General features: G+C 47.9%; 18 protein-coding genes. 4 read left to right on the top strand and 14 right to left on the bottom strand.

The genetic code is table 11. The features are described from left to right. Positions 1–80: 80 nt before the first annotated feature. Complete coding sequence (locus DW642_RS10560; RefSeq protein ID WP_117510138.1) at positions 81–518, top strand: S24/S26 family peptidase; 438 nt, start codon at positions 81–83, stop codon at positions 516–518. 29 nt (positions 519–547) lie between these two features. Here DW642_RS10560 and DW642_RS10565 read toward each other — a convergent pair whose 3' ends face one another. Continuing rightward, positions 548–2,080, bottom strand: coding sequence for a lipopolysaccharide biosynthesis protein (locus tag DW642_RS10565; RefSeq protein WP_158555016.1), 1,533 nt, complete (start codon positions 2,078–2,080; stop codon positions 548–550). A 218-nt stretch (positions 2,081–2,298) separates the two neighbouring features. On the opposite strand from DW642_RS10565, the gene DW642_RS10570 reads away from it, so the two are divergent. Further along, the gene (locus DW642_RS10570; protein ID WP_117510140.1) at positions 2,299–3,702 is read left to right on the top strand and encodes a DUF4832 domain-containing protein; all 1,404 of its coding nucleotides are present in this window, start codon (positions 2,299–2,301) and stop codon (positions 3,700–3,702) included. Here the strand turns inward: DW642_RS10570 and DW642_RS10575 are convergent. The 11 genes from DW642_RS10575 to DW642_RS10625 form a co-directional block, all read right to left on the bottom strand. Next, positions 3,657–5,045 carry a DUF4874 domain-containing protein gene (locus DW642_RS10575; protein WP_158555017.1) on the bottom strand — a complete coding sequence of 463 codons (1,389 nt, stop codon included), beginning with the start codon at positions 5,043–5,045 and terminating at the stop codon, positions 3,657–3,659. The genes DW642_RS10570 and DW642_RS10575 overlap by 46 nt on opposite strands. Beyond that, complete coding sequence (locus DW642_RS10580) at positions 4,978–5,808, bottom strand: glycosyltransferase family 2 protein (protein WP_117510142.1); 831 nt, start codon at positions 5,806–5,808, stop codon at positions 4,978–4,980. Before DW642_RS10580 ends, DW642_RS10575 begins: the two co-directional genes overlap by 68 nt. Positions 5,809–5,818: 10 nt before the next feature. Then, entirely contained in the window at positions 5,819–7,021 is a 1,203-nt protein-coding gene (locus DW642_RS10585) for a glycosyltransferase (protein WP_117510143.1), read from the bottom strand. After that, positions 7,018–7,401: a DUF2304 domain-containing protein gene (locus DW642_RS10590; RefSeq protein WP_117510144.1), complete on the bottom strand. Its 384-nt coding sequence runs from the start codon at positions 7,399–7,401 to the stop codon at positions 7,018–7,020. The genes DW642_RS10585 and DW642_RS10590 overlap by 4 nt, the downstream gene beginning before the upstream one ends. Continuing rightward, a complete protein-coding gene (pelG, locus tag DW642_RS10595; RefSeq protein WP_117510145.1) occupies positions 7,398–8,870 on the bottom strand; it encodes an exopolysaccharide Pel transporter PelG in 1,473 nt (490 codons plus the stop codon). The genes DW642_RS10590 and pelG overlap by 4 nt, the downstream gene beginning before the upstream one ends. Positions 8,871–8,905: 35 nt before the next feature. Beyond that, positions 8,906–10,369: a GT4 family glycosyltransferase PelF gene (gene pelF, locus DW642_RS10600; protein WP_117510146.1), complete on the bottom strand. Its 1,464-nt coding sequence runs from the start codon at positions 10,367–10,369 to the stop codon at positions 8,906–8,908. Beyond that, positions 10,366–12,234: a DUF2194 domain-containing protein gene (locus DW642_RS10605; RefSeq protein ID WP_117510147.1), complete on the bottom strand. Its 1,869-nt coding sequence runs from the start codon at positions 12,232–12,234 to the stop codon at positions 10,366–10,368. The genes pelF and DW642_RS10605 overlap by 4 nt, the downstream gene beginning before the upstream one ends. An 89-nt stretch (positions 12,235–12,323) precedes the next feature. Further along, complete coding sequence (locus DW642_RS10610) at positions 12,324–14,630, bottom strand: hypothetical protein (RefSeq protein WP_117510148.1); 2,307 nt, start codon at positions 14,628–14,630, stop codon at positions 12,324–12,326. A gap of 43 nt (positions 14,631–14,673) precedes the next feature. After that, entirely contained in the window at positions 14,674–15,627 is a 954-nt protein-coding gene (locus DW642_RS10615; protein ID WP_117510149.1) for a hypothetical protein, read from the bottom strand. After that, positions 15,627–17,804 (bottom strand): NAD-dependent epimerase/dehydratase family protein, encoded by a 2,178-nt coding sequence (locus tag DW642_RS10620; protein ID WP_117510150.1) that lies wholly within the window; start codon positions 17,802–17,804, stop codon positions 15,627–15,629. Before DW642_RS10620 ends, DW642_RS10615 begins: the two co-directional genes overlap by 1 nt. A gap of 48 nt (positions 17,805–17,852) precedes the next feature. Further along, positions 17,853–18,122 (bottom strand): PqqD family protein, encoded by a 270-nt coding sequence (locus DW642_RS10625; RefSeq protein WP_158555018.1) that lies wholly within the window; start codon positions 18,120–18,122, stop codon positions 17,853–17,855. Positions 18,123–18,410: 288 nt separating this feature from the next. Here DW642_RS10625 and DW642_RS10630 point away from each other — a divergent pair, with 288 nt between their 5' ends. After that, entirely contained in the window at positions 18,411–19,607 is a 1,197-nt protein-coding gene (locus tag DW642_RS10630; protein WP_117510152.1) for a nucleotidyltransferase domain-containing protein, read from the top strand. A 236-nt stretch (positions 19,608–19,843) separates the two neighbouring features. Here DW642_RS10630 and DW642_RS10635 read toward each other — a convergent pair whose 3' ends face one another. Beyond that, positions 19,844–20,818 (bottom strand): cell wall hydrolase, encoded by a 975-nt coding sequence (locus DW642_RS10635; RefSeq protein WP_117510153.1) that lies wholly within the window; start codon positions 20,816–20,818, stop codon positions 19,844–19,846. Between the two features lie 563 nt (positions 20,819–21,381). On the opposite strand from DW642_RS10635, the gene DW642_RS10640 reads away from it, so the two are divergent. Next, on the top strand, positions 21,382–22,509 hold the full coding sequence (locus tag DW642_RS10640; RefSeq protein ID WP_117510154.1) for a hypothetical protein: 1,128 nt from the start codon (positions 21,382–21,384) through the stop codon (positions 22,507–22,509). Between the two features lie 89 nt (positions 22,510–22,598). On the opposite strand, the gene DW642_RS10645 is transcribed toward DW642_RS10640, so the two are convergent. Continuing rightward, on the bottom strand, positions 22,599–23,324 hold the full coding sequence (locus DW642_RS10645) for a glycosyltransferase family 2 protein (RefSeq protein ID WP_117510155.1): 726 nt from the start codon (positions 23,322–23,324) through the stop codon (positions 22,599–22,601). Between the last annotated feature and the right edge of the window lie 52 nt (positions 23,325–23,376).

Below are 23,376 nucleotides of genomic sequence, written 5' to 3' on the forward strand. Positions count from 1 at the left end.
TTTTTGTTCCTTTCTGTCTTTTCGCTCCGGAAAAGAGATGCTATAATAAATCTATCTTTTTTTCAGAACGGAGTTTCCATATGTATACCTACGACATTGAACAGCTCTTAAAAGACGGCTCCGCGATCCGGCTGAAGCCGCAGGGCTACAGCATGTATCCGCTTTTTCATCCCGGACGGGATGAGGCCGTCATTGAGGCGTATCCGATTCATCTTCTCCGCCGCGGCGATATCATTCTTTACCGCCGCGAACAGGGCATCCTTGTACTTCACCGGATCTGCCGTATCACTTCGGATGGCTTTTATCTGGTCGGGGACAATCAGACCGAAATCGAAGGGCCGCTCCGCCCGGATCAGATCCGTGGGAAGCTGACCGGTGTTGTGCGCAACGGGAAATCGTTTTCTGTCTCTCATCCGGTCTACCGCATGCTTTCCTCTCTCTGGCTGTTCCTGCGCCCCATCCGCCCGTTTTTCTGGCGTATCATGGCACTTTTTCGCAAAATTTCTTCCGGGCGGTAAGCCTGCAAATGACAGGCTGCCACAAAAAATCATCTGCTTCCGCTTCTTTTCATTCCCCGCACCATTTTCACAATACTCTGGAGTCTCCAGCCTCTTCCAAAGAACACACCATTTAGTGCCAGCGGCACCAGAATACAGAGGACAAAACAGAAGATAAATGGCGTCATTCCACCGTTTCCATAGATCAACGGTATGATCCTTCGCGTCACTGCGACTTCCAGGATCATCACCGCAGTGTATTCGCCCAGATCCCTCGCATAGCGTATCGCTTCCTCTTTCATTCCCAGAAAATCCCGGAAAAAGATAACGTAGCGATAGGAGATCTGCAGCAAATAGGAAAGTAAGGTTCCAAGAAGGACTCCTGTCATGCCATATGGTCTTACAAGTGCAAGCGATACGACCAGATTCAGAACCGCACTTGATGCGCCTGCATTTTTTTCTTTTTCAAACAGTCCTGTTACCCCCATCATAAGACTGAGCGGCAGTCCCGTGATTTTGATCAGCAGCACCACAATACAAAGCACTGCTGTTCCCCATCCAAGCTCATACGCGGGACTCAGCCAGATATCGCAGATAAACGGAGTAATCAGTGAAAAAAGTCCGGCGGCCACAACGGAAGAAATGCAGAAAAACACAAAGGTCAGCTGCCGCAGAATTTCATAGTTCCGCCGATAATTCTTTTCGGTAAAGTAATCTCCGATGGTCGGCTGAATCGTGTTGGCCAGAATCGTAAGAATATTGATAATCGCCTGCGTAATCATGCTGTAGTTTGCATACCGTCCTACTGTGCCGACGCCGATGAACCCGGAAATAATCAGGTTATCGGTACAGTTCAGCATTTTGTCCGAAACCCTGGAGATAAACACGTTTTTCAGATCCTTTAAGATCAGCTCCTTAAAGAAAGCGGAACCTTTTTCTTTCTGCAGCTGATGAAGAAACGGATATTTCCGTTCCACATACCAGTTAATCCAGATGTTCAGCATCACCTCTGTCACAATCCCAATGCCAAGTGCCAGAAGATAATTCTGCTGATATGTCACAAGAAGAATAATCGCCAGATAGCTTACAACATTTAAAATCAGGCCGGCGATACTCGCAATGTATTCCTTCTGATCCGCAATTAAGAGCGATTTTCGATCGGTGAGCAGATAGGAAAGTACCGTACGAATCAGCCACATAGCGTACAAGATCCGAATATACGTCAGGGAGTAGCTGTTGTTTTTCATAAACAGATGAATCAGCGGAAGCAGCAGCATTCCTGCCGTGAATACAATCACCGCAAAAATACGGTACGCCTTCCGGTACAGGTTCATCAGCGATGCAATCTCATGCTCATCCTTCCTTGCAAGTGCTCCGTACAGATGATAAACAATGGCTGTCGAAATGCCGAGCTCTGTCACGGACAGGATGTTGATAACATTGGAAATGACTCCGTTCATGCCGACAAGTTCCGCACCCATATACAGATTCATCGCCCGCTGGCTGAAAAATCCAAGAATCAGGAGTGCAAACTGCGAAAACATACTGAAAAAGCTGTTTCGAAATAGATTTTTAATCCGCATGATGTCCTCCTTTTCTTTGTTATGTACTCTCATTACTTTTTTCTGGTTTTTACTGTTTCGAAATGGTATGATGGAATGATACGGCACCGTTTTTACAGAAAACCAGGCGATCAAAAATGTTTTTGCCATTAGAGTGTGTCTGAAAAAAGTTTGCAGATTGCGGAAATGATTTTTCAGACGCGCTCTGGTTCATATCTGCCTGATCAGAAAGGATTTTTATGAAAAAAAGAGCTTTTTCCCGTATTTTATTCTCGCTTCTGCTCCTGTTGTTTCTCATCCTGTTTGCTTTTCTTTGCATCTGCGCTTTTTATCATGTCAGTTATACACCGGAAGCGTGTACGGAATCCGCAGATGAATTGTCCAATCCGTATATCGGATTTTATTCGATGTACGGCTACGTTCTCGGAAACGATACACTCTCCAATCTTCCCGACCCGGATTCCAATCCCGAAGAGACACCCGGACTTGTGATGCTGGAGCTGAATCTGCGCCGGTTTGCCGATCAGGATATTTCCGATCCGGCACTTGCACAGCTTGACACGATTTTGTCCTCCTGGCAGAAACACGGAAATTCGATGATTCTGCGCTTTCTGTACGACTGGGACGGCAAAGCGAAAGAATCGGAACCGCAAAGCCTCGACCAGATTCTGCGCCACATGGATCAGACCGCCGCGATTGTGAACCGTTACACGGACAGTGTTTTTCTGATCCAGGGTATTTTTGTCGGCAACTGCGGAGAGATGAATGGCTCCGACCATCTGTCCGATGAAGACTGCTCCATTCTGATGCAGCATCTGGCAGACGTGATCGATACTTCGATTTTTCTGTCCGTCCGCACACCGGTACAGCGACGGAAGATTCTGAATTCGGCAGAGCTGCCTTCCGCAGAAACTGCTTTTGATGGCTCACTTTCCTCCCGCCTCGGGCTTTTCAATGACGGAATGCTCGGAACCGCAAATGATACCGGCACATACGGAGACACGCCCGCCTCTGCGGATGCTTACCGCTCTGCCTGGATGCGCGAGGATGAACTGGACTTTCAGGACAGGCTCTGCAATTTCGTCCCAAACGGCGGCGAGGTGATTCTCGACAATCCCTTCAATGACTTTGACCATGCCCTTTCGGATCTCTCCCGGATGCATATTTCTTACCTGAATTCGGAGCATGATCCGGCGGTTCTGGATAAATGGAAAAATTCGGTTTACCACGATGAAGCTTCGGTTTTTGACGGTATATCCGGCTACGACTATATCGCCCGCCATATGGGTTACCGCTATGTGGTTCGCAACACCACCCTGCATCAGTCCCGGCTGAACATAGAACTTGAAAATGTCGGCTTTTCCGTCGGCTACCGCAGACTTGACGTAAAAATCACCCTGGTTTCCGATGACGGCAGGATTTTCTCCTTCCCACTTTCCGGGGATTCCAGATTCTGGCTCCCCAAAAATACCTCAGAGCTTTCGGTTTCACTTCCGTTCCGTGAACTGGAAAAGGGAACCTATACGGTATATTTTCGGATGACCGATCCGTCACTTTGGCGGGAAATCCAGCCTGCCAACACGTTTTCCCATGATTCTTACGGATTCCGGCTCGGAACACTGAAGCTGGAAAAGCTGCTCTGATACGTGCCCAGAAACACACGCCCGCTTTCCGCATTCTGATTGGCAAACAGGAGCGGACGCCCATCCCGCCTGCGGTATAATGCCAGAAACATTTTTTTTGGTTCTGCCACCGCAGGCAGTTTGATTTGCCGGCAAAGTATGGTGGTATCTCCACTGTGCCAGGCTCTGGCATCGGTATGGATCCTGTATTTTTCCGGCTTTTTGTTCTCCTCTTCTATCTCCAGGAAACAGTCGGCTTCTTCCGTCAGCCCGGCAAATCCGTGGTTTTCCAGGGTAATCCGCATCAAGCTCATCTGACCGGAAGAATCTTCCCCCATTTTCCACATGCGATTCTCTTTTTCTGAAAGAATTTCCACATTTTCCACTACAAACCGGTAACCAAGACGTTTTCCCACAGCTTCGAAGCCGGATACACCGTTTATGGTTTCTTTTTTCCATTGTTCCAGCAGCTGCAGGTCATACGTACTGTTCAGATAGGAAATGTGCATCTTTTCCAGATCCCTGATTGCTTCCTCTGCCGAAACATTCTCTTCTCCGGCTGCACGCTGTACTGCCTCGCCGCCGCAAAAACGGCCGCGCATTGCCGTTCTCTGCCAGTCAAGTTCCGCCCCACGGCTCTGCGGCTCCTGCTCCGGTGTTTCCATCGCCAGAGTACCGTATGTACCAAGATCGGTTTCCGATCCGAACATCCCATCGTTATACAGAGTCAGATATTTTTTCTCTTCTTCTGTAAAGTTTCTTGCCAGCTCCCGCCACTGGGAGGGTCTGCGCACCGCAAGCGGACAGGCGCCTTCCAGCGCATCTTGCATAGTCCGAACCAGCGTCCGGAACCCGTCCGGTGTCAGATACCGGGATCCATGCATTTCTCCCCAGTTTCCGATCAGGATTCCCTGCACAACATAGATATCTTCCGAAAATTCCCGGATTGCCGCGCCAAGCTGCCGCATATGTTCCTGTACGGTTTTGATGCTGCCCGGCTCGCGTTCCAATCCTTTTCCTTCCAGATCATAGGCAAACCGAAGGATCATTCCCTTCTTTTGGTCCCGGAAAAATGCGAGAATTTTCCGCACCCACGCCATCGACTCCTGTGGGATCCTGCCGGTTCGAAATGCTCCGATCCCAATCCGCAGAAGTACAAGCTCTTCTTCCTTACAGGCAAGATACAGGGGTTCGTCTGTTTTTGCCGCATCAAACGTATACAAATGGTACCAGCCGCAGCCCGGATTCTGTACCGCACCTTTACACTCTGCAAAATCTGCCCGAGAGAACGCGGGATCACTCGCCGGTTCGCTCTGTGCTGTTTTCTGCTTTTTCAGAAAACGGTTCCATTTTTCTTTCCACATCTTTTCGCCCTGCTCCCGCATCCATCTTTAAAACCTTACACCGGAAAATCACGGCCAGTACGCTGTAGAACATCCGCGTCATATACCAGATGGGTTTCAGCCCGGAATGCATGCTTGTTCCCGAGGTCCGGATATGCATGACTGCCGGAATTTCAACCACTTTAAAATCAAGCAGCATCATCTGTGTGATCATGTTGGTATCCGGATATTTGTCATCAAAATGATTGTATTTTGAATAATAAAGCACTGCCTTGCGGCTGAGCCCCTGCAGTCCTGTCGTCGGATCTGCAATCCATCTTCCCGTCGCGATGTGCAGCATACGCCGGAACAGGCGGAATGCCAGCTTTTTTGCAAAGCCTACCGAAAACTCTGCGCTTCCATCCATAAAACGGGATCCCAGCACAATATCCGGTGTTCTTCCGTCTGTATCTTTTTCTTTCAGTTTTTCATAAATTTTTCGAATGTTGCATACATCATGCTGACCGTCCGCATCCATCTGGATCACGTACCGGTAGCCCCTGCGGATCGCATATTTATAGCCAAGCTGCAGACCGCTTCCGTAACCGAGATTGAAAACATGCGTTACTACCGCATAGCCGCGCTGTTTTACCATCCAGATTGTGTTATCGGAGGACGCATCGTTCATAACCAGTACATCTACCAGCTCCGCGATCTCCGGCTGTGCCAGCTGATCCATCACTTTTCCTATGTTTTTTTCTTCGTTGTATGCCGGAATAATCAGTAATACTTCTTTCTGCTCCATAGTTCCCGCCTCACTTCATCAGATCCAGCAGCCGCCAAATTTCTTCTGTCTGTCCGTTCCCTTTCTGTTTTGCTGCCGCCACAATCCGCTCTTTTTTTTCGGTATCATCGATCAGTTCTTCTATTTTCCGGGCAATGCCCTCCGGGGTCAGCAAGCAGAGCAGACCATCGACTCCATCCTCTATCTGCTCACGGTTTCCTGCACAGTCTGACGCAATCACGGCACAGCCAAGCGCCTGGGCCTCCTGAATGGCAATGCTTTTCCCCTCAAACCGTGTCGCATGTACATAGAGATCACACTGTGCATAGTAGGGAAACGGATTTTCCTTTATGCCAAGCAGAATAAAGTCCTTCTGCAGTCTGAGCTCTGCAATCTGTTTTTCAAGAGCCTTCCGTTCTGGACCTTCGCCCACAACATACCACCGCGCCTTGTATCCGGCATCTCTGATCTGTTTCATTGCCAGAATGGCGATATCATATGCTTTCTGGTGTGCCAGCCTTCCAACCGTTAAAATACGGACACCGTCATGAGAATCCGAAAAGCCACCCGGCTTTTTAGCCTCTCTCTCGATCCGCTCTCTGTCTATGATATTGTGAAAAACCTGCACTTTTTCTTCATACTCCGGGTAAAACTCCAGGAAATGGCGGCGTGTCTCCCCGGAAACCGTATAGATAACATCCATTTTCTCGTAGCAGTCGCGGTCCATTTCCCGTGTATATCCGGAATCGCCGTAAGCAATATGGACAAATGCAGCTTTTTTCTTTGCATTCACGTGATCCGCAACGTAATAAGCAGAGCCGCCTTCCAGATAAGCAACCGCAAGATCAAAGGTTTCATCCAACCGGTCTGCCCCGTCCGAAAGGACTCTCCAGAGCAGTTTATCCGGCTGAATTTTCCCCGCCTTCTTCATCACGCGCAGATTCTTCATCAGATACCTGATTTTTTCCATGGTGTGTCCGTGCCGGAACAATGCCATCACCGATGTCTGCAGCAGTTTTCGCCTTCCTGCACCGGAGAGTACGGAATCCTCACAGATCCTTTTGTTTTTTATATGAACTTCCGGCGGCACCCTTGAAATCATTTCCCCCTGTCCCAGCAGTACATACAGCGAAATTTCATATTTCTCTGTATCCAGATGGTTCAGAAGCTCCAGCAAAGCCGTTTCTGCTCCTGCACGGCCAAGCGTATTGATTACAAACAGTATTTTTTTCATAAGTCTCTTGCCTGCTTTCCTGTCAGACGTTCCAGCTCTTTTATGATTCTCTCATTCTCCTGGTTCAGCAGAGAAACCTGCATTGCCAGTTCCTGATTTTTCATCAGCAGAGAAGAAATCTGTATTGTCATCTGATACATGCCCCACACGACAAGGAACCCGGTAAGCAGCAGCACCGCCAGACTTCCCAGACTTAAGCGGCTGCTCCAGCCGGAGAACTTCGGAACCGCACCGCTTAAGATTGCCGCAAGGCCGAGCAGCTCCCAGGTAACCGCCAGATTTATCGTCAGTTTCTTTTTCGCATGCAGCACAAACGTCACTGCCATAATCCCAAGCCCTGCCAGGATCACACAAACCTTTATAATTGTCGCTGTACTCATCGTTTCATCTCATCCTTCTGTTTCTGCTCTTCTGCCCTCTGAAATACCAGACCGGACGGGCGCTTTCCTTTCCCGTGCCTGATCAGATTTCCGCGGCAGAAAACGTGCGCATCCATATTTTTTTCCACCCATCGCAGTCTCGCAAACGCCACGCTCCATCCTGCAAACGATCCTGCTATGACCCCAGCCCCATACCAGACGGCCGGCAGATGGGTAGCAATCAGGCTGCCGATCCAGGTAACAAGACAGAACACAATCGCCGTCAGGATTGCGCCGGTCAGGTCATCGAAATAATACAGAAAAATGATTTCCGCATACATAAGGAACAGAATAAAATATCCAACTGCAAGGGACGGATAAATTTTCATGGTCATGCCGGAAAAGCCTTCTTGCGGCAGGAAAATCACGCAAATCAGATATATCACAACGGAAATCATAAACTGAAGGCGTGCAAGCGTCATCAACTCACTGGAAAGCTGGCGGAACATCCGCTTTTTTGCATTTTCAATATCAGCTCCCTTTCCGCCAATCACCGCCTCGGAATACAGCTTGTATTTCTCATGGAAACGCATTTCGACGCGTGCAATGAAAATAATCGATGCCGAGAGATTGGTAAACATGGCAAGGCAGGAAGCCATGTCATATGGCTGATTGCAGACAAAGCTCTTTACCAGCTCCATCCGCATATCGGTTGTCCAGAACACAAAGTTATGGATATACAGCCCCAGAATATACAGAAAATTCGAAAAAATCAGTTTCCAGTATTTTCTGAAATACTGCAGCACCGGCCGGTAGCGGTTACTGTTTTTGACAAAATACCGCCGGATCAGGGCGTTTTCCAGTGTTGCCGTCACAAAAAATCCAACCGTCAGGGAAAATAGCATGCTGCGCGTCGTCTCCCATTTCATGAGGAAATGCAGAATCAGTGCCAGGACAAATGCAACCAGCATTCCAAAGAAGAAATACTGTGAAATCCTCTGATAATCCTTACAGATGGAAAGATAAATCATGGAATAGAAAACCAGCACCAGGCTGATATAGCCACAGAAACTGCAAAATACATACGCTGTTGACACCTTCCCGACAAAATGCTCCCACAGACAGAACGGAATGCCGACCAGACAGCTCAATCCGATATTCAGAAGCATTCCGATCTGATAGCACGGCAGGATGTCCTGATATCGTTCCTCGTAGATCACGTCGGACATATAACGGGACAGCACCGCATTAAACGGTGATGCCGTCAGTAACGCAAAAATAAAGATATAGAGAATCGTACAGGAAAACAGCTCACGCGTGGCATAGCCGACACTGGAAAATTCGAGCAGCTCCTCCATTAAGATCAGATTGAAAATGACGACCATCATCGGCGCAATCGTTACAACGGTACTGTAGGAGAATCCAATCAGGTTTGTCGTAATGGTATTTTTTTCAAAAATCCGATTCAGGCGAACGCCGATTCCTGCCATGCCATCTATCCCCTTTCCACCTTGCGGTGTTTATTTTATTTCTGTTTTTCCGGCAGCTTTACCGGTTCCTCCTGCCATTTCTGGCCCATCTGCTCCGCAAAATCGCGGTAAATCTCCCAGTATGTTTTCTGCATATATTCCACACGGTATTTCTGCATAACACGGCGGTATCCGGTTTCTCCCATTTCGAGGCGTTTTTTCTCACCGACCGCCATATCCAGCATTGCCTGTGCGATTTCTTCTATATTCATGATATGCGTAACTATTCCGGCTGCGCCGAAATCATCGCTCTCACCGTAGATCAGACCATAGCAGTTTCCGACATCTGTCGCAATAACCGGCTTGTGTGCCGCATAGCTCTCCAGAATCGTCAGCGGCTGGCCTTCGCTGATGCTGGTCAAAATCGTCACATCCATTCTTCCCAGATAATCCCGGATATTGATTCTTCCGGTAAATACCACGTCCGGAACTTCCAGATCCGATACGAGCTGGAAGCATTCCTCGGCATACTCCCGGTCCTCCTCCCATGGTCCCATGATCCAGAGCTTCAGTCTTCTGTCGCGCTCTTTTGCAAAGGCAAATGCCTGGATCATCGTTTTCACATCCTTGATGGGTGTGACACGAAGAACTGCACCGATGTTCACCATTCCCGCATCCTCTTCGGTCTTTCCCGGGATATTCTGAAGATTTTCCACACGGATTCCATTCGGTGTGACCATCGTCTTTTCCACCGGACAGCCAAGCTCAACCTGCAGCTCCCGCGCGTGCTCAAACAGGGAGGTAATCAGAGTTCCCTCGTTGTACGCCAGCTTTGACATTTTCCGGAACTGGTCAATCCAGATATTTTTGTAGATTCCCGCAACCCACTTCGCTTTAATCAGCTCCTCCTCGCGTTCCCGGGTGTAAATACCGTGTTCCGAAATCAGGAGACGGCTTCCATAGAAATGCTTTGCCATAGCGCCAAGCACGCCGGCATAGCCGGTTGCAACGCAGTGATAAAGATCCGCCTTCGGGAGCTCGGTCTGCATTGTGAGAAACAGCGGCAGATAGATGGAGCGCATAGTCCATAAAAAGTCAGAGAAAACGATCTGGCTGTATTTCAGGTTGTAGCACTCTTTCACGGCATTTAGAAAATCCTCTCCCATCAGGAGCGCATTCAGGGAAACATCTTCTTTCCGGAACAGATCAAACAGGACATTCCACTCGATATCCTGATCAAGAAGCAGACTTCGAAGTGCCTGATACTGCTCTTTCTTCAGCCGATGTTTATGTCGTTTTTTACTTCCGCCCCAGTCCACATCGTCCAGATAGAGTTCATAGACGGCGGAGACATTTTGGGGCAGCTCATACGCATACTTTCCGCGCTGGGAACGGTTTGCCGCAATGGCGAGGATGATAAATTCTGTTTTTGGGAAAAGCTGGATCAGACTGTGTACCCAGCTGGAAACACCGCCTACCACAAAGGGATAGCATCCCTCCGCTACCATACAGACTTTCATTCGTTTTTCACCCCCTCTTCATAGTAATACCGCCGGTCGGATGCACGAAGTGTAATCGTTACTTCACTCTTTTCCGCGCGGATCAGCCATGCAGAATCCTCCAGCTTTTCTGCCGTTCCGCCCGTGACCTTTTCAATGCTTTCATTGTGTGTCCGAATCACATAGTACGCAGTTTTCTCTGTTCCCGTGGTCTTTAAGGTGATGGTGTCGCCCTCTCTTTCGTCCTCGCAGCGTAAGTTCAGGAAGGTGCGGATTCTGGAATCGCAGGTGGAAACCGTGGTACCGTCAAATCCGGAAAATGGCTGCCAGTAGGTTCCGAGGTTGGAGGCAAATTCTTTGACGATTTTTTCCCAGCGGTCCTCCTCTGTTTTCGGATAAATCACTCTGCTTAAATCCAGCTCTACACTGGCATAGCCGAGCGCACTTTCAATACTCTTCATTTTCATCCAGGAACGATAGGTAAAACGTCCGGTATCTTCCGTGACAATTTTCTGCTGTGTCGTCTGTGCATCCAGGTAGCTGACCAGATCGCCAGCCGTATCTTTGCTCTTAACTACGGTGCGGACACTCCCAAGAGCAGACTGCTGTAAAGCTGTTTCCATCTCCTGTTCACTCAGGTTTCCACTGAAAAAGGAGGAAAAGTAAAAATCCGAAAGATTTTTCTGCATGAAGCTCTGATCTTCGTCTAATTTTTCCTTTACGGATGTTTCGGATTCTGTAAAACCGGAAAGTCCCATCTCGCCTTTTTCTTCGTTGAGCAGCTTCGCATAATAATGCAGCAGCTCGCCATCTGCTTCTGCCGGAGCATCATAATCCAGTTTTGGTGCCACCATACAGGTAAGACCGAAATGATTTTTTCTATAGATTGCTGCAATCGACGGCCAGACAATATCGCGGTTAACACCTTTTGTTCCGTTTCCGTAAATCTCCTGCATTTTGTCCGTATTTTCCTCTGCAAGTGACGGAAAGTTCTGCACAACAAGATTCTGCGCATTTACAACCGGATAAATCAGATAATTTCTGGTTTCATACACCATTCCCGTCAGCAGTCCCAGCCCGGTTTCATCCCCCATATAATCTCCATTTACGGCAAATACACTGGCTGTCCCGAAATTTTTCCGCCAGATCACAACCGGATAATCCTGGGTTTTCAGCGTCTGATCCTCCGGAAAGCCTTTCATATAAGTTTTGGTTCCATCTCCAAGCTTAAACCATGGAAACGTAAGCTTAAGATCCTGCCTGTTTTCTTCTTCCTTATTTTCGGCCCGGTAAATATTTTCTCCGCCGAGCATCAGATTGTCATACAGATCCAGCCCCGTTACGGTTGTAGAATCCTCTTTTACTTCTGCAATTCCAACCAGCTCCCGCAGCTTCTGATTTTTCCGGATCACAGACACCTCCGGGAGATTTGCAAACACAACATGGATCCCCTCATTCACACTGTTCTGCAGATCTACGACATCCTTTAAGGCGGTCCAGTCGATGCTTTCTGAATTCACTACAATCATCTCCGGCTGCTTTGCACCTTTCTTCTCCATTGCCTGCTCATATTTGCGCATGGATGGATAAACTGCAGCTTCGTACTTCATATACCGGCACCATTCACAGACAACCGCCCCCACAGAATGCTCCTCGGCTTCTCCGATATAGACGATCGTTCCCCGGCTTCCTGTTATGTTTTTCTCGCCGGATGCGTCTTCTGTTCCAAATGCGCCGCTGCCATCTTCCAGATCTTCTTTCTCTGCCGCATACGCATTTTTTTCATAGTGGTTCAGTTTTTCCTTTGCCAGATTCAGACCCTGAAACAAAAAGAGGATGATTGCCATAAGCATTGTGATCGCTGCAAAATTTCTGCGGGAAACCATTTTTTCTTCCTCCTTCTGTCATCAAGTCTTTTTTGTTGAAATTTCAGTTTTTTCAGCCCTGTCTGTCTCTTTGTTTTTTCCCGTCTTCTCTACTTTGGCATTGGATTGTTGTAGCCATAATCAATCGCAAGGTTGTATGGACTGTTAACGTTCTGCTGAAGGCAATAGCAGATAAAGCTGTCGGATTCATAGTAAACTTCCATTTCATTCGGGTAAAGCTCTTGGAACCTCTGTGCCCACTCATACATATGGCTCATCGTGATCCAGCGATTCTCTCCTGTGTAGGGATGAAGTCCACCGGTAAACGGAAGTGGCGTTTCCGCTCCCTTGGCTGTGACTTCTTCGTGTTTCGTACTTTCCCCATAATCAACTGGTATCTTTTCAATAAAAAAATACACGTATTTCGTTGGTATTATAATCTCCGGATTCTGCCCCAGATCTTTCAATTGATTTAATAAGGTAATGGTCTCATAGTGATATCCATAAAATTCTGTCATGCGAAGCTCATCATTCGCTGAACAGATTGTCCATGTAAAATCTTTATTTTCCCGCAAGATATTGGTAACGCATACCATGGCTCCGTTATCTTCCAGCGCTCCGACTTTTACCGGCTCTCTTATAAGACCCTGCGATAAAACGGCTGTTACAGCCGTCACAAGTGTCAGGAGGGAAGCCATCTCGCCAAGCCATCTTCGCTTCCACCAGCGTATCGCCAGATACACCACTGCATCTACGCCAAGCGCCCAGGCAAAGCAGATGGCATAGCACAGGAAAATGCCGCAGCGGTTGGCATCCATCAGCGCCGGAAGATGCAGCAGCGATGCACACTGCAAAGAACACATGCATAGCAGATAAACAGCCGCAGACAAAACAGCTCCCGCAAAACCGTTCTCCCGCAGCACCAACAGGAAAATACCAAGAAGCAGCAAAACCGCAATACTTCCCAGCGTAATTTCTGCCATATGGGGTTTTACATTCATGACATTGATACGGATGCTTTCCCGCACTGCCGATCCTTTTTCTTTGAGCCTCTCCGCCAGCGGTTTCTGCTGCTTTTGTATTCTTTCTTCTGCCTCTTTTCGCAGCTCTTCTATCCGGGACTGGCTGAGCACAGAACCGGTTTCACCGTTCTTGGTTGTGTTGCCGCTGCTTTCTTTTTCGCCGGCCGTCAGACTGTCGGATACACCGTCCTGTGATAAAGTACCTGCTGTGTCCGCATCCTCCTGCTTTTTATCACCGGTAATGACGTTCATTCCCCAGTACAGCGATCCCTGCAGCCCCTTTCCCATCGCAACGCCCGCCGCCATCGGCAGGACTGAGAGAAGGACGCTTAATATTCCCGTAATCAGGATTCTTCTGAAATAGTTCCACCGGAAAAAACGAAAGCAGAAGCCAACCGCAACGCCAATACAAAACAGGCCTGCAGCCATCGTACCGTAAAAATGAACGGTCAGCGTCAGCGAAAATCCAATCGCAAACTGTACCAGATACCAACGGCAGTTTCCGTTCCGTTCTTTTGCAAATTCCTGAAAAAAACGGATCGCCATACAGACAGAGGTCAGGACAAAAATCATACTGAACTCCTGCGGCAGTGCACTTTCAAAACGGGCGTACGTACTCCAGTTGAAGATATCCATCACATAAAACAGTATCCCGAAATACGGCGTAAACCTTCCCCTGCACACCATTTTCAGCGCCGCGACCAGTGCCAGATATACAAAGTATGTCTGCACCACGCCGAAAATCCGCAGCAACACATAGGTAGGAATTCCAAACACCATATGAAGATAATAAATCACAATATGGAGTCCATACGGATACACGCCCGCAACCCAGATATTATTCCGCTCAAGCTCATTGATCCAGTAATTGTGCACCGGAATATCACTTGCTTTGTAGCCGAACGTTTCCACCATATTCGGTCCGTACACATACGTGATCGCTGCAATTGCCGCCAGCAGCACTGCTATTTCCGGCAGCGCATGCAGCCATTGCTTTCGTTTTCCCCGAAAACACCGCTCGTAAACGGTTCTCCGAAGCTGCGCCAGAGATGTCTTTTTGCCCCGCTCTCCATCAAGCAATCGTTCGATCCGCACCAGCAGGCTCTCCATTGCTCCCGGGATCTGTTTTTTTCTTTTCCAGATCCAGATAAAAAGGAATGGCCCTGCAGTTCCGAGGAGCAGCGTCACACGGCTGCTGATCCGAAGAAACTGCAGCAGATAAACGAGATAAATGATATAAAAATTCCCTGCGAAGAAATAAGCGATCAGTTGTTCTGCAACGGAAAAGCAACGAAACCTTTTCCGAAGGATCCGCCAGGGGAGAAACAGAGTTACGATGCCATAGGCGGCAAAAATTTCCAGAAATTGTAAAATTGTCAGCCATCTCATGGACATCTCTTCGTCCCTCCTTTCGCGGAAATGATTTTTCAAACATGCTCTAACTGAAAATGCGGATCAGCTCCAGCGTTTCATTATCGATAATAACGTCCGATTGTTTCAGTTCCTGCATCACCTGAAAAAACTTTTCTCTTTCACCCATGGTAAAATACAGCTTTAACTGACACGTATACGCCTCCAGTGTATTTCCATGCTGCTGTACCAGACGCCGGCACCATTTTTCAGTTTCCGGAAATTTTTTCAGTTCCAGAAGTCTGAGGCAGAGCCCCTCATACTGTTTTACGAAGATCCGCTCTCTGTTTTTCCGATACAGCGATTCTGTGGCCTCCTCCAGCATCTTGACGTACTTCGTCTGCTCCAGAGTTGTAAAGACTTTCTGGCTTAAAACTCTGTTCATATAGTCGAGCATCATCTTCTCGTAATCCGTCTCTTCTTCGCCTTCCTGCTGCATCCCGGTATACATTTTCTGTACCTGTGAGCGGAACTTGTTCAGTTCATCGCAGAGCACCGATGCGGCGTAATGCGATGTCTCGGAATCCTCGCTGTTCAGTGCCATAGTAATCGATTCCAGCGATTTTTGCAGATCGCCGCGGATCACATTCAGCATCAGCATACGCAGATTCTGTTTATCGCTGACGGCAAGTGCTTCCTCGAGCGGTGCTATGTTGCGCTCCCGCTCCTCATCCGCCTTCAGATGTGTCCGCACACGTTCCTTACCAAACACAACATCCTCCAGATCGACTGCCTGACGGAATACGGTTTTGAAAAGAAGATAACTGCACAGAAAAAACGCCGGACCGACGACCGGGCAGAGCACCATGACGATAAAACGGATCAAAAAGGCTCTCCGGTTATCGTATTGCACCTCTTCTCCCTGCTCTTGTTTCAAATCACACGCCGGAACATAAACCAGAGCTCCGATCAGCAGATAGATCAGGGCGATCAGGGCATTGACAATCCACAGAACCACAAAAGTCAGGGTTTCATGGCTCATCACGCTGCCACCTCCCTGTTCACAAGGATACTTTTCAGACCCTCTTCCCCGAAGCGCAAGATCACACCTTTCGCATTTTCTTCATCGGTATTGGAAAGCAATACATGCAGCCCGCCATCCAGGATCCCGATATAATCCGTCTGACGCAGCTTCTGTTCCAGAATCTCACCTGCTTTTTTATAATCTTCGCTGCTGCACACAATCCGAACCAGTGAGCATTCTGTCAGACCGTTTCGCTTTGCCTCGAAAAATGCCGCTACCAGCTGCGTAAAGGCATCTTTTTCGAGAATTTTGCTGTGTTCCAGATACCTGTGTTCGTGCAGCGCTTCCAGATAGCGGTTTGCCCGCACCACTGCATTCTGGATCAGATAGCTGATGACCGTCAGACGGTTGGATTCCGCAAGATTCATGCGGTCCCACGGAAGTCCCCACAGCATCAGGATGATCTGCATCTCATCTTCTGCATAAATAGCCTGCGCCATCAGCGGATAGCGCTCATCCATCGTTTTGTTGATGTAAACGCGATGCTCTTTGAGGTCTTCATACATTGCCTCCATCTCAGGATAGCGGATGGAATTTCCCATTTTTCGCGCTGTCGGTGATGTGAACGAAAAGAGACGCGCATAGACGCGGTTGGCGACGGTATAAATTGCCACATCCTCTGTATTCATCAGCTTCGAAATCGTCTGCGCCGCATAGAAAAGCACCTCATAGGCGCCGTAGCGTTCCAGCGACGATGTGATTTCATAGATTTTTCCAAGACTGTCCTTCTGGTTAACAAGCTGCAGCTCAAAAAGCTGTTTCATGCGCACGTTGCTGTCATTGATCTCCGTCATATCGCCAAGCTGTCCGCGCAGATACCCGATCTCCTCTTCATCATCCTTTTTAATCTGGAGAATCTGATCCCGCATATAACCGACAACCATTCCCAGGATAAAAAGCTGTGCCATCCAGATGTAGGTACTGTAGTCCATCAGCACCTCCAGTCCGCTCTGATGGTACATCTGGCGGAAACAGTAGCCCACAGTCGCCAGCAGGGCCGAGAAAATCGCCTGCTGCTGACCATATACGATGGCAAACAGCAACACATAGAGAAGGTACGCATCCAGCTTTGAAAAATACTGGCTGCCGACTACACGGTTGTTGATCATAAAAAATGGGATAAAACAAATCAGATTTTCGATGTACGGAACCAGCATACGGAAAATCCGGCATAACAGACTCCATACCCGGTTTCCCCAACCCGCCCCCGCATCATCACGCTGCAGAAATGAGCTGCTGTGTTTTTGCATATATGTGACAACGGCTTTCACGCCCTTCTCATATGGGACAAAAATCTTTCCGTCAAACTCTTCCTGATACCGGCTGCCATCCAGCACAAGACGGAAACCTTCACCGACTGTATCGTCACGGATCTCCACGCCGTCTGCGTTCTGCCGGATCAGCTCCGCCAGATCCATCTGTGTGATCGCTTCACCGGATGTGATATGGTACAGTGGATATTTGGGACTCTCCTCCATCATTGCGCGATAGGCAAACGCAACGGCATCATCCTGGTAAATCATGGAAAAAGCAGTTCTGCTGTTGGCTGCGATCTGATTCGTCTTCAGCATTTCCAGTGTCATCCAAAAACACGGATTTCTGTCTGTTTTTCCTTTTCGCGGAATGCCGTACATATGGTCAAAACGAAGAATCCGCGTGTCCATCCCTCTGGTATCACGGTAGCTTCTGCAGATGTTTTCTCCCTGCAGAAGCGCCATTGCCTGAAAGCTTTTCGCGGATGCCGGTTCCGTTTCGTGGATATCACTGCTGTAGGAACGGCCATAAACTGCTTCGGACGACAAATAAATAAACCGGCCATCCTGCTTAAATGCATACGCCGACAGAATATTGGTCAGATCCGCCGTATAGCGGACAGACTCTTTTCTCGCATCACTCCAGTCATAATTTGTATCATAGGCGCCGAGAAAAAGCACGAGATCCGGATTGACATTCGAGAATATTTCCTGCACACTCTCACTGTCATAAGGAAAATCGTAGCGTTCAAAGACACGACGGTATTTTCCTCTTCTGTCCCGTTTTCCCGTTAACAGATACGTCTTATGTCCTTCTTTTTCCATCTTGGTAATCAGATCATCCATCAGTCTGCTCTCGCCACCGACCAAAAATACTATCATATACTATCCTCTTCGTTTTTGCAGATTACGAAAATGATTTTTCGTTTTTCAGGCACACTCCAGAACCCCACAATTTTGCAATGTCTGCAGCACGGCGTTTACATCCTCCTGCACGTCCTCCGCCGGCACATCATAAGCTTCTCCAAGCCGTCTGGCAATCTCCTCCTCAGACGCGGCATCACCTGTCTGTTCATAAATAAAAGCCGCAGTTTCACTTAGGGTAAGTACCCGATTCATTTTTTCTGTCGTTGTCCCATAAGGAATCAGAATATATTCATCTGCGAGTTGTCTGAGTACAAACTCACCTTTTCTGGTCATCTTTCTCTCCATTCACTTACGTTTTTCTTCCCGATGGTGGGAAAGGCCATCATTCCAGAACATTTCAAAATGACTATACCCTACACTTGTCTGAGTGTTTGATACAGCTGTTTATGAAATGCTGTACTGACAGATTTATTATAGCCCCAACTTATTTCATTGTAAACTTTATTTTATTTTTTATCGTTATCTGTAATATTTTTTTATTTTATCGCTCAAATTTCGGCATTTTTGTGGTATACTGAACCATATCTCTCTTTTCACAAAAAATCTTCAAAGGAGTCTCTCATGCAGCCGCTTGATACCGTTTATCTACAGATTCTGAAAAATTTATGCACCGATTCGTCTGAACCGATCCCACTCGATGGGGTGGATACCGCTGCTTTGTACCGTCTGGCAGAAAAACATTGTTCACTTCCTTTTCTTCTGCCTTATTTTGAACAGCAGCCATCGTTTTCCGGGATAAAACAGCAGACAAAACAGATGCTGCTCTCCTATTATCAGCTGGAACATTTCACACGCCTTACTTTTTCGCTCCTCCTTGCAGAGAAGATTCCCTGTTTTCTCTTAAAGGGTATGAGCCTCGCCGCCAATTATCCTGTTCCCGAATACCGAAAATTGGGAGATCTGGACCTTTATATTCCCGAAAAAGAGGCTTTTTCCCGTGCCTGTCGTATTCTCGAGACGAATGGATACACAGAGGAGCCGGAAGACAGTGATCATCATGTTACCTACCGCTTTACCTTTCCGGAAACCGGCCGTTCCTTTACCCTGGAACTCCATTACCGTATCGTTGGCATCTATCAGTTTGCCCGTGCCAACGAGCTGATAGATGAGATCTTCTCCCCGGATCATCTGAAGCCGTCTTTCGTGGAACTTTACGGTCAGACCTATCCTGTTCTTCCGCCCACGGAAAATGTATTTTATATGCTGCACCATATGCTCAAACACTATCTCTACAGTGGTTTCGGCAGCCGTCTGCTCTGCGATTTTACCTTGTATCTGAAGCAGTATGCATCTGAGATTGATTTTGAGAAAATCCACTCCTGGTGCCGGGAATCAAAAATTTTTCATCTTTATGAGCTGATTCTCGGATCCTGCCATCTTTATTTCGGTCTTTCCGCTTCGATTGACCCGCAGATTCGTTCTTCTGCCGCTGACTGTGCTGCCTTTCTGGAACAAATTCTCGCAGACGGCGACTTTGGCAGTGACACGGAGCGGAAAATCGTAAGCCGCGGCTCTTACCGGCACGCCGGTGTCCGTGCCTGGTTCCACGAAGGGCATGTTCAGATGAAGCTTCGATTTTCCAAGCTTCATAAATGTGTGTTGCTCTGGCCGGTATTTTGGGGAATCACTTTTTTCTGTTTTCTCTCCAATACCTACCGCGTCCGCCATACAACACTGCGTCAGACATTAGCAGACTTCCGCGCCGATAACCAGAAAACCAAGCTGTTGAAAATTTTTGAAAATAACGATGTCCCGTAACTGGAAATCCAACAATATTTCCTGTAAAACTCCATAAGGATAGTCTGCACTTTTTGACTATCCGGTAGTATTTGTTTCAGAGTAAAAAAAGAGTAAGTGAACGTCTCCCCTTGTTCACTTACTCTTTTTTCTATACCGTCGATTCCATCTCATTTTTCATGACTTTGAACCGATCACAATCTATGGAAATGCATGCTCCCTCCGCCTATCCCCTTGCAAAGGTTCCACGCCTGTTTTTAATAAAAATGCTGATATCCGATCTGAATTCCGCTGCCGTAGCCGCTGTTGAAATACAGGCATCCGCCAACCGGGCTCTCGCCGGAAAGTGCTGCCTGTGCAGCTGCATAACAGTCACTTCTTGCTCCGCGGGAAAGCACGCTCTGGAATGTTCCGGTCGCAACCGGTGTAAACTGTCCACCCTGATAAATAACGCCGGAAATGCTGTTCGGGAAGGAACCGCTGTTGACACGGTTTACTACAACCGCTCCGACTGCCACCATTCCTGTGTAGCTCTCGCCGCCTGCCTCGCACTCGATCAGTGCTGCAAGCATTGCCACATCATTGCTGTCTGCGGAAATTACCGATGCACTGCCTGCTGTGGAGGCTGCTGCTGCGCTGCTTGCCGCACAGGCCTGTGATGCCTGGTATTCCTCCATGGAAACAGCACCTTTTAACTCCTCTGAAAGTGTCACATAGTCTCCATGAACGTATGCGCTGCTTCCGCTGTACTGGATCTGATACCAGTCAGCCTCTTCGCCGAATATGCTGACTTCACCATTCTGTGTCAGTGTTCCAACCTGCGCGGAATCTGTGGATGCTGCCTCACGGACACGAAGGCTGTCCGCCTGAACAACTCCGGTGATACCGCACATATTGCGGTAATGTGCTTTTGCCTCTTCCCCAAATACCAGATATTCATTCTTTATGTAGCCTTCTACACCATTGGAAGAGATCTTGCTCCACTCGTCTCCTTTTTCTGTTACAGTAACCGCATAGCCCGGCATCAGAACTCCGACGATCTCGGAATCTGCGTTTGCCTCGCTGCGGATGTTGACATATCCTTCTACGTTTGCTGCAGCCATTGTGCTCCAGTCTGTTTTATTTAAAATGGTTTCTTCCTTTGTCTCTGCTTTTACGGGTGCAGCCATGATGACAGTCAGTGTGAGCACGCTCCCCAGGATGCCCGGCACATAACTTTTTTTGAATGTCATACTTACCTCCTGAACAATTATTACGTTTTTGTTACATCTTGTTACAAACCGATTCTACCAGTGTTACATCTTTTTGTCAACTAGAATATTTCGACAACATTCCTGTCTTTTCCCATCGTTTTTTTCATAGAACCCACAATTTTTCACCACTTTTCCGCTTTTTTGACGAATTGGATCGGTTTTTATTCCCACTTTTTCTTCTGCATGCGGCCTGCCTGGAATACTTTTCCGTGTCTTGTTTCCTTCTTTTTATTTTGCTTTTGTTTCACATTCTGCCCTTTCTGCCATCTTTTTCCGCAAATATTTTTTAAGAAATTGTGACAGTTCTTTTTCTATTTTTCGACATGCATTACAAACCTTTTCCACTTTTGACGCATTTTCAAATTTTCTTTTAACTTTTTATTTTTACATGATATTTCTTTCTACATATGGTATAATCTTTAAAAAGAAAGAAAATTTATATTTTATCAATTATTTTTTCTTTCAATTTATACGTGAAACTTACCGCAGGAAAATAAAACAGACCGACATCAGAAACCGCTCAGGTGAAAGGAGGATGTCATATGTTACACAGCACACAGACAACGAAAAAACACACAGGAAATTTGATTCTGAGATTCGGAATGGCAGGCCTCCTGGTGGCCGGATTATTTTTTTCCGCTCCGTATTCGGCAGCAGCCGAGACAGTTCCAAGTGCAGAAAATACAGACGCCGGTGAAATTACCATTCACTTCACCCATTACGATGCACAGGACCTGGAATTCTATCTGAACACCGATCAGGCGGCTCTTGCTTTTACCGATGCTGCCCTGACATTTCAGGATTCCACAATGGATGCGCCGGTCACCATGTCATATCTTTCCGATGATGGTTCCTATGTCCTGTATCAGAACAGCGAACCGGTCGAGGAAGTAAACGGAACGTTCTCCGTATCGATGGTTACGGAACCTGGCTACACACTGGATATGGATCAGATTTCCTTCTATGTTAATGGACAGGCCGTTTCCAATGGCGGTTCCGTTGTGATTACGGATTCTTCGGCGGCGATGACTTCTCTTGTTTACTGTACCGCAATCCCGGAAACACCGGCAACTGACCCGGAGCCATCTCTTCCAGAAGAGCCATCTGCACCGGAAGTTCCGGAAGAACCGGCCGCTCCAGAACCATCCGTTCCGGAACAGCCATCCGCACCGGCAGAAACCCCGACCGTGGTACAGCCATCTGCTTCGGAACAGCCGGCACAGGAAAATATTCTTCCGGAAACCGCAGCTCCTGCATCCAAAACCGCACCGGAACAGGTTCCTGCATCCGAACCGATCGCAGCAGAACCGATTGCCAGCGCAGTTGTTACAGAAGACGAAGAAGTTGATCTTTCCACCATCCACCCGGAAGTTACCGCATCCGCTGTTACTTCTTCCAGCCAGCTTCCAGCCGCAACGCAGATTGTACCATCTGCCAGAACAACAGACCCGGATGCACAGATTATTACTTCGGAAACTGCAGCTCTTGAAAATGCCGCACAGGCCGAGAATACACAGACTGCACACACAGGAATCGGCTCCTGGTTCCATCAGCGAACAAATCAGATCCTCGCAGTCATGATCGCTGTGATCCTGCTTCTGATCCTGATCGAATCACTTCTGGCACTAAAGGATTCCATGAATCAGAAAAGATCGCATCGCTTCTATTAAAAATAAGGTCCATAATAAAAAATAAGCATACAAAAAGAAGGAACGTATCTCATGAAACATGGGATACGTTCCTTCTCTTATATTATTTTTTATCCTCTTTTTTTCGCAGCCGCTTTCTGAATCTCACAGAAATCGTGCAGCGCCTGACGGCCGATTTTTACGATTTTACGGATGTTGATGGAATTTGTTCCGCCCTGACGCGGCTTGAAGCTGATCGGGATGAAACGGATTTTCCGGTGAAAATACGCTCCGAAGGCAGTCATCAGTGCGTTCGGCAGATTGTAGTTTTCCGGCATCAGCGGCAGATACTCGGCCACGTAGTCTGCTTTCATCAGACGGAACGGGGCATTTGCATCCGGCACGGATACGTGGAAATAGGTCCAGAGCACCGCGCACAGCACTTTTTCCACGACAGCGCGGGAAAAGCCGTCGCCGCGGCTTGTGCGGTTTCCGAAAATGGCGTCGTAGCCCTCGCGGATCTGCCAGAACTTTTCGAACTCCGCCGGATCGGTCTGACCGTCGGAATCGGTCTGGAAGATATAGTCCGCACCGTTTTCAAGTGCATAGCGGTAACCGTACAGAACGGTGGAACCGTGGCCGCCGTTTGGCTTCGTCAGCACGGTGAGCAACGGGTGGGTTTCGCACTCTGCTGAAGCAATTTCATACGTATCGTCGCGGCTTCCATCGTTGATGATCACAAGACGGGACGCACCGCCGCCGTTATGCTTCTCCACGACGGGACACCATTCCTCGATCGTTCTTTTGATATTTTCCGACTCATTATAGGCTGGTATTACAATATATAAGGTATCCATTGGTATTCTCCTTGCATTTCCTTCCATCCATTATACAGGATTTCTTTTCATT

Source organism: Blautia sp. AM23-13AC, from assembly GCF_003435675.1.
Taxonomy (GTDB): domain Bacteria; phylum Bacillota; class Clostridia; order Lachnospirales; family Lachnospiraceae; genus Fusicatenibacter; species Fusicatenibacter saccharivorans.

Coding starts and splice junctions, on each gene's coding strand:
- DW642_RS10620 (WP_117510150.1), bottom strand. CDS start 17,804: ATGATAGTATTTTTGGTCGGTGGCGAGAGCAGACTGATGGATGATCTG.
- DW642_RS10615 (WP_117510149.1), bottom strand. CDS start 15,627: ATGAGCCATGAAACCCTGACTTTTGTGGTTCTGTGGATTGTCAATGCC.
- DW642_RS10565 (WP_158555016.1), bottom strand. CDS start 2,080: ATGCGGATTAAAAATCTATTTCGAAACAGCTTTTTCAGTATGTTTTCG.
- pelG (WP_117510145.1), bottom strand. CDS start 8,870: ATGGCAGGAATCGGCGTTCGCCTGAATCGGATTTTTGAAAAAAATACC.
- DW642_RS10560 (WP_117510138.1), top strand. CDS start 81: ATGTATACCTACGACATTGAACAGCTCTTAAAAGACGGCTCCGCGATC.
- DW642_RS10625 (WP_158555018.1), bottom strand. CDS start 18,122: ATGACCAGAAAAGGTGAGTTTGTACTCAGACAACTCGCAGATGAATAT.
- pelF (WP_117510146.1), bottom strand. CDS start 10,369: ATGAAAGTCTGTATGGTAGCGGAGGGATGCTATCCCTTTGTGGTAGGC.
- DW642_RS10590 (WP_117510144.1), bottom strand. CDS start 7,401: ATGAGTACAGCGACAATTATAAAGGTTTGTGTGATCCTGGCAGGGCTT.
- DW642_RS10585 (WP_117510143.1), bottom strand. CDS start 7,021: ATGAAAAAAATACTGTTTGTAATCAATACGCTTGGCCGTGCAGGAGCA.
- DW642_RS10580 (WP_117510142.1), bottom strand. CDS start 5,808: ATGGAGCAGAAAGAAGTATTACTGATTATTCCGGCATACAACGAAGAA.
- DW642_RS10630 (WP_117510152.1), top strand. CDS start 18,411: ATGCAGCCGCTTGATACCGTTTATCTACAGATTCTGAAAAATTTATGC.
- DW642_RS10575 (WP_158555017.1), bottom strand. CDS start 5,045: ATGTGGAAAGAAAAATGGAACCGTTTTCTGAAAAAGCAGAAAACAGCA.
- DW642_RS10605 (WP_117510147.1), bottom strand. CDS start 12,234: ATGGTTTCCCGCAGAAATTTTGCAGCGATCACAATGCTTATGGCAATC.
- DW642_RS10645 (WP_117510155.1), bottom strand. CDS start 23,324: ATGGATACCTTATATATTGTAATACCAGCCTATAATGAGTCGGAAAAT.
- DW642_RS10635 (WP_117510153.1), bottom strand. CDS start 20,818: ATGACATTCAAAAAAAGTTATGTGCCGGGCATCCTGGGGAGCGTGCTC.
- DW642_RS10570 (WP_117510140.1), top strand. CDS start 2,299: ATGAAAAAAAGAGCTTTTTCCCGTATTTTATTCTCGCTTCTGCTCCTG.
- DW642_RS10640 (WP_117510154.1), top strand. CDS start 21,382: ATGTTACACAGCACACAGACAACGAAAAAACACACAGGAAATTTGATT.
- DW642_RS10610 (WP_117510148.1), bottom strand. CDS start 14,630: ATGTCCATGAGATGGCTGACAATTTTACAATTTCTGGAAATTTTTGCC.